This window comes from Streptococcus penaeicida, assembly GCF_002887775.1.
GTDB classification, from domain to species: Bacteria; Bacillota; Bacilli; order Lactobacillales; family Streptococcaceae; genus Streptococcus; species Streptococcus penaeicida.
Map to the genome: position 1 here is coordinate 25,583 of NZ_LOCM01000022.1, position 11,635 is coordinate 37,217.

General features: G+C 37.1%; 8 protein-coding genes and 1 pseudogene. 1 reads left to right on the forward strand and 8 read right to left on the reverse strand.

Going from position 1 to position 11,635, the window contains the following annotated elements:
• Positions 1-3: 3 nt before the first annotated feature.
• The 8 genes and pseudogenes from AT575_RS05685 to AT575_RS05720 form a co-directional block, all read right to left on the reverse strand.
• A pseudogene (locus AT575_RS05685) lies at positions 4-1,450 on the reverse strand (aminotransferase class I/II-fold pyridoxal phosphate-dependent enzyme).
• Between the two features lie 529 nt (positions 1,451-1,979).
• Positions 1,980-2,972 (reverse strand): aspartate--ammonia ligase, encoded by a 993-nt coding sequence (asnA, locus tag AT575_RS05690; RefSeq protein ID WP_102777532.1) that lies wholly within the window; start codon positions 2,970-2,972, stop codon positions 1,980-1,982.
• A gap of 183 nt (positions 2,973-3,155) precedes the next feature.
• Positions 3,156-4,106 carry a carbamate kinase gene (gene arcC / locus AT575_RS05695; protein ID WP_102777533.1) on the reverse strand — a complete coding sequence of 317 codons (951 nt, stop codon included), beginning with the start codon at positions 4,104-4,106 and terminating at the stop codon, positions 3,156-3,158.
• 16 nt (positions 4,107-4,122) lie between these two features.
• A complete protein-coding gene (locus tag AT575_RS05700) occupies positions 4,123-5,454 on the reverse strand; it encodes a dipeptidase (protein WP_102777534.1) in 1,332 nt (443 codons plus the stop codon).
• A gap of 33 nt (positions 5,455-5,487) precedes the next feature.
• A complete protein-coding gene (locus AT575_RS05705) occupies positions 5,488-6,984 on the reverse strand; it encodes a YfcC family protein (protein ID WP_102777535.1) in 1,497 nt (498 codons plus the stop codon).
• A gap of 323 nt (positions 6,985-7,307) precedes the next feature.
• Positions 7,308-8,321, reverse strand: a complete 1,014-nt coding sequence (gene argF, locus AT575_RS05710) for an ornithine carbamoyltransferase (protein ID WP_102777536.1) — start codon at positions 8,319-8,321, stop codon at positions 7,308-7,310.
• A 333-nt stretch (positions 8,322-8,654) separates the two neighbouring features.
• Complete coding sequence (arcA, locus tag AT575_RS05715) at positions 8,655-9,887, reverse strand: arginine deiminase (protein ID WP_102777537.1); 1,233 nt, start codon at positions 9,885-9,887, stop codon at positions 8,655-8,657.
• A gap of 284 nt (positions 9,888-10,171) precedes the next feature.
• Complete coding sequence (locus tag AT575_RS05720; RefSeq protein WP_102777538.1) at positions 10,172-10,849, reverse strand: Crp/Fnr family transcriptional regulator; 678 nt, start codon at positions 10,847-10,849, stop codon at positions 10,172-10,174.
• Positions 10,850-10,999: 150 nt separating this feature from the next.
• Between AT575_RS05720 and AT575_RS05725 the strand changes: the two genes are divergently transcribed.
• Positions 11,000-11,473: an arginine repressor gene (locus AT575_RS05725; RefSeq protein ID WP_071792654.1), complete on the forward strand. Its 474-nt coding sequence runs from the start codon at positions 11,000-11,002 to the stop codon at positions 11,471-11,473.
• The last annotated feature ends 162 nt before the right edge of the window (positions 11,474-11,635 follow it).

Genomic DNA, 11,635 nt, shown 5'->3' on the forward strand with positions numbered 1-11,635 from the left:
ATCTTAATAATCCCCCTTCAAAATATTAATAAAGGCAACATCAGGATCTTCCGTTCCTTGGAGTGAACAACCTCTTTCTTTGGCGAAAATAATATAATCAATTAATTCCTGAGTAATGCGCTCCCCTGGAGCAAGAATTGGAATACCAGGAGGATAAGCCATGACTAATTCACCAGAAACAAAACCTGCCGCCTCTTCTAAGGCTACACTTTGACGCTCCGCATAAAAGGCTTCTTGAGGGGTAAGGACAAGCTCAGGTTGAATGTATTCTCCTGACATTAAGTCTTTACCGTCCCGCGCATGCAATCTTTTAATATCAGCCAAAGCACCGACCAAACGTTCGATATCTTGCAAACGATCGCCGATAGAGACATAAGCTAGAATATTACCGATATCCCCAAATTCAATTTGGATATCATAGTCATCACGCAGAAGATCATAAACTTCAATCCCCGTTAAACCAATTCCTTGCGTGTAGATGGATAATTTAGTGACATCAAAATCATAAACACTAACACCATCAACTAACTCTTTAGAATAGGCGTAATAGCACCAATCGCATTAATTTCCTGACGGGCATATTCAGCATCTGAATAACTTTTTCAAAAGACTCTTTTCCGCGAAGGGCCAAATTGCGACGTGAGATATCAAGACTTGAAAGCAAAAGATAAGAAGCACTTGTCGATTGGGTCAAGTTAATAATTTGTCGCACATATTCTTGGTTAATTCCAGGACCCAAAAGTAAAATTGAACTCTGTGTTAAAGAACCACCTGATTTATGCATCGAAACAGCTGACATATCTGCCTCTGCTTCCATAGCAGATAATGGCAATTGATCTGTAAATGGCAAATGAGCCCCATGGGCTTCATCAACTAGAACCTTCATCCCAGCTTCATGAGCCATTTGTGTTAAGGATTTTAAATCAGAACAAATGCCATAATAAGTTGGGTTATTAATTAAGACAGCTTTAGCATCTGGATGTTCTTTAATAGCTTGCGCAAAGCGGTCATTTTCTAACCCGAGAGCAATGCCAATTTTGTGATTAACACTCAACTCAATGTAAATGGGAATAGCTCCGCATAAAACCAAGGCATTAATAGCACTTTTATGGACATTACGAGGAAGAATAATCTTGTCCCCAGCCTTGCAGGTTGCTAAAATCATACTTTGAACAGCTGACGTTGTTCCACCAACCATCAAGAAGGCATGCGCTGCTCCAAAAGCATCAGCTGCTAATTCTTCAGCTTCTTTAATAATCGAAACAGGATGCCCTAAATTATCTAGTGGCTTCATCGAATTAACATCGATGCCAACACATTTTTCACCTAGTAATTCCACTAACTCAGGATTTCCTCTTCCTCGTTTGTGGCCAGGAACATCAAAGGGAACAACACGTTTTTTCCGTAAATCAACCAATCCTTTATAAATTGGTGCATTTTCTTGATTCATTTTATTCAAGATAGACTCCTTCTTTTCTACTAATTGTAGACTCCTCACATCATACAAAAAGAGCAGGTATTCACCTGCTCTACAATCGATTTTTTGACGTTTTAATTTTTGTTCTATCTGAGTGTCTGGGGCGAATGTTTCCTACTCTCAAGTGCAAATATTACGTACTTTATTGACCGTTTCACAAGATGATGTGTTTTGACAACACTGATTATTAAGTAATCAACTTATAAAATTTGAGCTTCTAACTCAATCAATAATGTGGCTTTTAACCACGCTTCGGCATTCGACCCGCCTGTCCGTAGGCATAATAAAGGTCTATATTTGCTAGAAAACACAACAAAAGATTCCTAGACTCATTCAGTTTACCAAAGATTAAATTGTTTGTCAATTATAATCTAAGAGTTTTCAGAAAATAGGAAAAAGCATTTCTAAAAGAAATTTGGAGACTTAAATTGAAAAAATTACAATTCCCAAATAAAAAAGTGAAGGCAAAATCTATTTGTCTCCACTTAGAATAAAAACAAACTTATAAAATATTTTCGTAAGTTTCACGAACCTCTTGAGGCCAAACAGATGTTTGAACTTCCCCAATATGTTTTTTACGAAGTAAGAACATGGCCATCCGTGATTGTCCGATACCACCACCAATAGATAATGGGAAAAGACCATTTAATAAAGATTTATGCCAGTCAAATTCAAGACGGTCAGTATCTCCAGTAATGGCTACTTGGCGTTTCAAGGCATCTTCGTCAACACGGATACCCATTGATGAAAGTTCAAAGGCAGAACCTAATTGATCATTCCAAACCAAGATATCGCCGTTCAACCCATGGTAACCATTTTCTGATTCAGAAGTCCAGTCATCATAGTCAGGCGCACGGCCATCATGAGGTTTACCATCAGGTAAAACACCACCAATACCAATTAAGAAAACAGCACCGAATTCTTTTGTAATCGCATTTTCACGTTCTTTAGGTGTTAAATCTGGGTATTTAGAAACTAATTCTTCCGTATGGATAAATGTAATCTTTTTAGGTAAGACAGCTTCGATATCATAACGTGCTTCAACAGCTAACTCCGTTAGGCGTATGACTTTATAAATGGTCTCAACAGTTTCTTTTAAATAGGCAAGATTACGTTTTCCGTCTGGAATAACTTTTTCCCAATCCCATTGATCGACGTAAACAGAGTGGGTAGGGTCTAAAGAATCCTCATCAGGGCGGAGGGCTTTCATATTAACGACAAGGCCTTCTCCTTCATTGAATCCAAAACGTGCTAAGGTATGGCGTTTCCATTTTGCTAGCGAATGGACAACTTCAAATTTAGCCTCTGGAATTTTAAGAACATTAACGGATACGGGATTTTCGATACCGCTTAAATTATCTTGCATACCGTCCCCGACCCGACTTAAAATAGGTCCTTGCACTTCAACAACGTCAAGCTTTGCAATTAAATATTGCGTAAATGTATTTTTAACAAAAGAAATTTCCTCTTGTTGATGAATAAAGCTTTTCTTCATAGCTCCTCCTTTTTTTATTTTTTTCTGACACAGTCAGGATTCTTCATTTTCAAGGGTTTTTACGCTTTAAAAATTGAAAAATATAAAGCTAATTATACACTTAAAAGGGTTAAAAGAAAAGGCTAAATTTAGAAAATTTAGCCTTTATTGACACTTTTAATAACTTATTAATTTTAGCAAAAATTAACCAGCGATAATGTGAGTTCCAGCGTTTTCAGAAAGAACTTTGTCAATGTTTTCAAGTGAAGTGATGATTGCTTTTGCTTCTGGTTTGTTTTCAACGAAAGCAATTGCTGCTTCAACTTTTGGTAACATGCTTCCTGGAGCAAATTGATTTTGTCCAATGTATTCTTTCATTTGAGAAACTGTTACTTCTTCTAATTTTTCTTGATTAGGTTTGTTGTAGTTAACAAATACGTTATCAACACCAGTTAAGACGATGAACATATCAGCATCTACAAGTTCAGAAAGTGTTTGTGAAGCGAAGTCTTTGTCGATAACGGCTTCAACACCTGTAAGAACTTTAGTTTCTGGATCTTCGATAACTGGCACACCGCCACCACCAGCGCTGACAACAACAACGCCAGAGTCAACTAAGCTACGGATAACGTTAACTTCTTTGATGCCAACTGGTTTTGGAGAAGGTACGACTTTACGCCAACCACGACCAGCATCTTCTTTAAAGTTAGCGCCAGTTTCTTCCATTTGTTTTTTAGCATCTTCTTCAGAAAGGAATGGGCCAATTGGTTTAGTTGGGTTTTTGAAAGCAGCATCGTTTTTATCAACAATAACTTGAGTTACAACAGCAGCAACGTCTTTTTCAATCCCTTGAGCTTTAAGTTCATTGTCAAGAGCGTTAACAAGCCAGAAACCAATTGAACCTTCAGTCATAGCCACACAAGTGTCTAAAGGCATTGCAGGGTTCTTTTCAGAATCAGCTGCAGCTTGTTGTAAAAGTAAGTTACCAACTTGTGGTCCATTACCGTGAGTAACGATAACTTCGTTACCATCTTGGATTAATTTAACAAGTGATTTAGATGTTGAAATCAATGCTTCTTGTTGTGCTTTAGCTGAAGCATCAGTTGAAAGAATTGCGTTTCCGCCTAAAGCGACAACAATTTTTTGTTTAGTCATACGATTAATTCTCCTTTTAAGTCGTTAGTCGTAAGATGGTCTCGGCATAAATATCCATAGCACGATAAGCATCTTCTAACACGATATTTTCATTTTCTTGATGTTCTGTTTGGATAGAATCTGGGAACATTGCCCCATATGCCACACAATTAGGCATAGTTCTTGCAAAAGTTGCGCCACCAGATGAAATAGCTGGACTCATATCACCCGTTTTTTCCTGATAAACAGCCATTAGTGTTGTCACTAATTCACTATCAATAGGAACATAAAGCGGTGCTAAGTAGTCAAACTCTTCATAAGTTAAACCGTAAGCTTTTGCAGTTTCAGTTAATTTAGCAACAAGTTGATCCTTGTCAGCTAAGACTGGAATGCGAATGTCTAACCGAACTTCTGTTAAATCAGCATTCATGGTTAAACCAGCAGCATTGAATGAAAGAATTCCTGAAGGCTCATCTTCAATAGCACCAAAGATATTCAAGCCTTTACCATCTTCTTCGACAACATTAGCCAAGAAATCGATAGTCGGTTCATCACAATGAGGTGCTAAGGCTTTTGCTAGACGAACTAAGGCATTAATACCATGAGGAGCGTCTTTAGCATGTTGGGCTAAGCCATAAACAGTAATCCTGTCTTCTTTTATGACATATTCAAATTCAAGCTTGTCTAACTCTTCCTTTACTTTTTCTAATAGGTCCCCTTGATAGCTTGCACGAGCAGGAACAATATTATAAGCGTTGCCAATTTCAAGATTCAAAGCTTTGCTTCCGGGACCGGTTAATTTGGCCTGTAACAAGCCTTTTTCAGCATAAATTAGCGGGAAACTTGAATCTGGAGCGAAGCCATAGGTGGCTTGTTCTTCACGCTCATTATAACGGTTCATACAACGCCATAGGGTTTCCTCGTCAGTTCCAAAGATAAAACGAATCCGTTTGTTAAAAGTAACGCCCGCATCCATCAAAGCTTTGACCGCAAACAAGGCCATCATTGAAGGTCCTTTGTCATCCTGAGTACCGCGACCATAAAGTTTTCCGTCTCTCTCAACACAATCGAATGGATCTGTTTTCCATAAAGAGCGGTCCCCTTCTGGGACAACATCTAAGTGACAAAGAATCGCCAACATTTCTTTTTGATCACCAAATTCAGCGTAGCCATAGTAGCCTTCAGGATCAATAACTGTTTTAAAACCGAGACCTTGGCAAAGTGCAAGGGTATGTTCTAAAACATCTTGAATAGCCTGACCAAAGGGAGTGCCGTTCTCCCCTTCTGCACATACAGAAGGGAAGGCTACGACCTCTTTAATCGCTTTGACACAAGCTGCTTGGTGTGTTTCTGTAATATAGGTTTTCATTTCTATACCTCCATATTACCTGGCGATTATGAATTAGCTAAAGAATGTAGCTACCATTAAGATTGCAACGCTGGTTACAACAACGATAACCATGTATTTAGCAACGAATTTCCACCAAGTTGGAAGGTCAATTTTACCAATAGCAAGAGCACCCATACAGATAGCTGATGTTGGTGAAATCATGTTAAGAACACCTGATGCTGATTGGAATGCAGTGATAACAAGGTGAGCTGGAACATGTGAGAAGTGACCTAAAGGTGCCATGATACCCATTGTAGCTCCAGCAAGACCTGAAGTTGATGGGATTAAGAATGACATTGGTAAGTAAAATAAGTAAGTTAATAATACGAATACTTGAGAAGATAGACCTGAAAGTCCTTTTTCACCCCAAGAAAGGATAGTTGATGTGATCATACCATCATTCATGATAACTTGGATACCACGAGCAACCGCACAGATGATTGCAACGCTAAGTAGGTCAGCAGCACCTGCGATGAATGAAGAAATGAAATCATCTTCAGACATTCTGTAAACCATTGCTACCAAGATACCCATCATGATGAAGAGCATAGTGATTTCAGGGAAGTACCAGTAACCCATTGGAAGGGCAGATTTACCAATAAGAGTTCCTAAAACTGGAAGACCAGTCAACCATTTATTGAAGTCTGTGAAGATCATGATGTTGAAGTTTTCCCAAGGGATTAAGCTTAAGATCATGATTAAGAATGTAATAATGAACAACCAGATAACATGTTTTTGAGCTTTAGTCATGTCCATGTCAGTGTTTTGTAATTTAAAGATTTCTTTGTGTTCAGCCATTTTATCGGCAATCAAAGATTTGCTTGGGTCTTTTTCAATTTTGCTAGCATAGCCATAAACAAACCAGATTGAAATTGCTACTAAAACAACCCATTGGATCAAGCGCCAAATCATACCATCAGCAATTGATACACCCGCAGCATCGGCCGCAACACCAGTTGCAAATGGGTTAATTGTAGATGCTAAACATCCAATTTGAGAACCAATCAAGATAATCGCTACGGCTACAAGCGTATCAAAACCAACGGCAATCATTACTGGAATAAGTAATGGATAGAAGGCCATTGTTTCTTCACCCATACCGTAAGTTGATCCACCTAGGGCAAAGATAGGGATCAAAATAGCGATAAGCATTTTTTCTCTACCTTTGTTGCCTTTAACAATTGATGCAATACCTTGGTCAAGGGCACCAGTTTTGTTAATAACACCAAGGAATCCACCTACCATAAGGATAAAGAATGAAACTTGGATAGCACCATCAGTTTTGTCAGTTCCTAACATCCCACGTACAGGAGCCATGAAGATATCATAGATCCCTTGAGGATTTGATTTCACAGCATGATATGTTCCAGATACGACGCTACCGTCTTTAGCTGTATCGTAGGCACCCGCTGGAATAAACCATGTTAATACTGCCATCAAAGCAATAATAAGGAAGAGAACTGTGTAAGAAGAAGGAATTTTAAAACCCCGTTTTTTTTCTTCTGTCATAATATTTACCTCTTTTTTTAAATTAAAAAAGTCGTTCAAGTTCCGGTCAAGGTCGCCAGAACCAGAACGACTAATTTTTAGTAGTTACTTTGTTACGTTAATTATAAGGAGTTTATTTTTACATTGTTACATTAGTTATAAGGAGTTAAATAATGTAGTTCTTTAAGCATAAGGAGTTACTTAAAGGAATTGTTAAATTGTTTTATAAATATAAGGAGTTATATAATGTGTTTTGACTTCAGACATTAGTTGATATCTTTAGTCATTTGTTTGAAAAGTTAAATTAGTAAGCTTCGTATTAATTAGAGTAAACCGATTTAATCTTAAACTTTTGGAATGAAAAGATTTCCAAGAGTTGCTGCCATAACAGCTTTGATTGTGTGCATACGGTTTTCAGCTTGGTCGAAGTGACGAGCATATTTGCTACGGAATACTTCATCAGTAACTTCCATTTCAGATACGCCATATTTTTCTTCTACGTCTTTACCATAAACTGTTTTAGTGTCATGGAATGCTGGTAAGCAGTGTAAGAAGATAAGGTTTTCGTTATCAGCTTTTTTGATAAGATCCATGTTTACTTGGTAAGGTTGAAGTAATTCAACACGTTCTTTGAATTTGTCTTCTTCACCCATTGATACCCAAACGTCTGTGTAAAGTACATCTGCACCTTTTACAGCTTCATCAGCATTGTCAGTTACAAGGATACGAGCGCCAGATTCTTTAGCAAATCCTTCTGCCAATTTAACGATTTCTTCTTCAGGGAATAATTCTTTTGGTGAGAAGATGTGTACGTTAACACCCATCAAAGTACCAGCTACTAAAAGTGAGTTAGCAACGTTGTTACGTCCATCACCACAGTAAACAAGAGTTAAACCTTCAAGTTTGCCGAAGTTTTCTTTAACTGTTAAGTAGTCAGCAAGCATTTGAGTTGGATGCCATTCGTCAGTAAGACCGTTCCATACTGGAACACCAGCGTACTCACCTAATTCTTCAACCATACGTTGGCTGAATCCACGGAATTCGATACCGTCGAACATACGTCCAAGAACTTTAGCAGTATCTTCAGTTGATTCTTTTTTACCAAGTTGGATGTCGTTTGCACCAAGGTATTCAGGGTGTGCACCTAAATCGATTGCTGCAGTTGTAAAAGCTGCACGTGTACGTGTAGAAGTTTTTTCAAAAAGTAAAGCAATGTTTTTGCCTTCTAAGTAGTGATGAGGAACACCACGTTTTTTAAGGTCTTTTAAGTGTGCTGCGAAGTCGATTAAATATTCGAATTCTTCGCGTGAGAAATCTTTTTCTGCTAGGAAATTACGTCCTTGGAATACTTGAGTCATTTTATTCTCCTTGAAAATGTTTTATTTGTTTCGATCTTGATAGAGATAAAGGCCAATAAACCCGCCTAATATAGCTGTAATTATAATAAAATTCATGTCGTTTTATCTCGTTACTAACAGATTGCGTCAAGGGAAATGAGAGAGATTCGGGATGGAAGCGCCCATATGAACCACTGCTCTTTCCCTAAACACAACGTGTTGATTTACTTAATGTAAAGGGACAAAAGTCTAAGTTGAATCACTTCTACTATTGTGAATGAAAGATACTGTATTTAATAGTAGAAAGATTTTAACCCCAGCTTATGACTCCTTTGATTCTAATGAATTTCTAGATTATAGATCTTCACGTTCGAAAGGCATTGACATACAACGAGGTCCACCACGACCGCGAACTAATTCACTTCCTTCGATCTTAACAAGTCTTAATCCTTTAGATTCAAGAATAGCATTTGTGATTGTGTTACGGTTATAAACAACTACAACACCTGGTGCGATAGTAAGTGTGTTAGAACCATCGTTCCATTGTTCACGTCCAGCAGCAACGATGTTGTCACCACCACAACGGATCAATTCAACTTTTTCAACACCTAAGTTTGCTGCAAGAAGTTCTGCTAAATCGCCAGTTTCTTCAACAATTTTAAGTTTGTCGTTTTCATAAGTTACTGAGTAAACACGCAAGTCGCCTTCGATTTCTGGGTGAATTGTGAATTTATCATAGTCAACCATTGTGAAAACTGTATCTAAGTGCATGAATTTACGGTTGTTAGCAAATTCGAATGCCAATACTTTTTTGAAACCTAAGTTTTCTTTGAAGATGTTAACCAAAAGTTTTTCGATTGATGCTGCGTCAGTACGTTGTGAAATACCTACTGCTAAAACATCTTTAGAAAGAACTAACTCATCTCCACCTTCGATACGAGTGTTTTCGCTACGATCGTAAACCATTGGTACTTTTCCACCGTATTCTGGGTGATGAGTGAAAATATATTTACCGTAAAGTGTTTCGCGGTTACGAGTTTCAGAGAACATGTGGTTTAATGAAACACCTTCACCGATAGTTGCAAATGGATCGCGAGTGAAGTAAAGGTTTGGCATTGGATCAATTGCGAATGGGTAATCAGATTCAACAAGGTCAGTTAAACCTTTTTCTTCATCTGAGATTTCTGGAAGTTCAGATTTTTGAACACCAGCCATTGTTTTATCAATCAATTCTTGATTATCTTCGATTGACATAAGCAAATTGCGGATAGCTTCTTTAGTTGCGCGTCCTCTGATGTTAGCTTCTTCAATATATTCGTCGATGAAAGATTTACGAACGTCATCATTAATAAGTGATTCAGCAGCTAATTTTTCAAGGTAAAGTACTTCAATGCCTTCTTCTCTAAGAGCTTGAGCAAATGCATCATGTTCTTTTTGAGCATTTTCTAAGAAAGGAATATCATCAAACAATAATCTTTCAAGATAGTCTGGCATTAAGTTTTCAATTTCTTTACCAGGTCTGTGGAGCATAACTTTTTTAAGTTTGCCAATTTCAGAATAAACATGAATCGGTGATTTAGCAGTCATAACTTTTAACCTCTTTCTAAAATATAAGATTTTGTGAATTCACATATCAAGATTTACTAATCTTGCTTACATACATAGTTTACCTTTTAACAATATAAATTATGCGGTAAATTTCACTCTTAAAATGTGAAATCGTTTACAGTTTTTATTCAAAATATGCAATTTTATAAAAATGTATCCGGTTTCTTGTAAGTTTTTTACATTTTTACGAAAAAATTAATAGTTATAAATTTAAAAAAAAGCAAAAAAATATAAAAAACTTTAAAAAAGTTTTTTATATTTTCTTAAGTATGTTTTAAAAAGTAGTCACGATCGGTAAATGTTAGATATTTGTTCTTACTTTCTATCCGCTTTTCTTTTTTCAATTTACTTAGGACATGACTGACAGTCTCTCTTGTCGTTCCACTCATGCTAGCGATATCAAGAGCTGTCAATTGGAAAGGCAATTGATTGTTGTCATCTCCCATCTCAATCAAGAGAATGGCTAAAAACTGAATCACTCTTTCACTAGCACTAGAAGTGATCATGTTACGAACGCGCAATTCATGTAATTCTAAAAGTCTAGATAATTTACTGTAGAGGTGGACCAGCTGTTTGGGATTATTTGCTGAAAATTCCTCAAATAAATCAGTCGGCAAATAATAATAGGTAACATCTGTCATTGCTACAACAGAAAAATGATACACTTCGTCCGTAAACATACCACCATATGGGAAGATGGTTTCATGACGAATAAAATCTGTATATATAAAGGATCCGGTTTGATCCGTTTGCTCAACTTTGAAATAACCGGAAGTCACTAAAAAAAGCTTATCGCGCTTATCTCCCTCAAAAAACAATATATGGCCTTTAGGCACTTTACGGCGCTCCATTTGACCAACAATTTTATCAAATTCTTCAATGGAGAAAAACTTAAAATCATTTAATTTTCTTAAATATTGATAATCTTCTCTTCTAATCAAATGACACCTCCAATTTTCTCTATCCCTAATATTTTATCACAAAGGTTTGCTATTTGTAAGCGGTTCTATAAATTTTCTTTACAGGTCTATCGCTTTTTGTTATACTCGGGTTAATTATTGAATAATTTTTTATAAAGGATAAGAGAAAAAATGAACAAAAAAGAAATCCGACATCAGCTCATTCGCTCCCTGATTTCCGAGACGACCATCCACACGCAACAAGAATTACAAAGTCGCTTAGAAAAAAACGGCATTCACATTACCCAAGCAACTCTCTCAAGAGATATGAAAGAATTGAACTTGGTTAAAGTTTCTAATGGTGAATCCACCCATTACGAAACCTTATCTATCAGTCAAAGTCGCTGGGAACACCGCCTGCGCTTTTATATGGAAGATGCATTGGTCATGCTCAAAATCGTCCAGAATCAAATTGTCCTAAAAACCTTGCCAGGACTAGCCCAGTCCTTCGGATCAATCTTAGATGCCATGCAAATACAAGAAATCGTCGCAACAGTCTGTGGTGACGACACCTGTCTGATCATCTGTGAAGACAATGAGGGAGCAAAAGCTTGTTTTGAGACCCTCAGCCATTACACACCACCATTTTTCTTCAGTAACAAATAAACCTTAACAAGTCTGTTAAGGTTTTTCACATCAACAAAAGAGTCTGGGACAAAAGTCTACACGACTATAACAAAAAAGCAACGGTTTTTGCCGTTGCTTTTTGCATGGTTGCGATAGTCTTGATAAAATAGAATTGTCTAAAAACACTTTAGAAAGGCTACC

Bases quoted from the DNA above. Each gene is read 5' to 3' on its own strand.
- asnA (WP_102777532.1), bottom strand. From the start codon at position 2,972: ATGAAGAAAAGCTTTATTCATCAACAAGAGGAAATTTCTTTTGTTAAA.
- arcC (WP_102777533.1), bottom strand. From the start codon at position 4,106: ATGACTAAACAAAAAATTGTTGTCGCTTTAGGCGGAAACGCAATTCTT.
- AT575_RS05700 (WP_102777534.1), bottom strand. From the start codon at position 5,454: ATGAAAACCTATATTACAGAAACACACCAAGCAGCTTGTGTCAAAGCG.
- AT575_RS05705 (WP_102777535.1), bottom strand. From the start codon at position 6,984: ATGACAGAAGAAAAAAAACGGGGTTTTAAAATTCCTTCTTCTTACACA.
- argF (WP_102777536.1), bottom strand. From the start codon at position 8,321: ATGACTCAAGTATTCCAAGGACGTAATTTCCTAGCAGAAAAAGATTTC.
- arcA (WP_102777537.1), bottom strand. From the start codon at position 9,887: ATGACTGCTAAATCACCGATTCATGTTTATTCTGAAATTGGCAAACTT.
- AT575_RS05725 (WP_071792654.1), top strand. From the start codon at position 11,000: ATGAACAAAAAAGAAATCCGACATCAGCTCATTCGCTCCCTGATTTCC.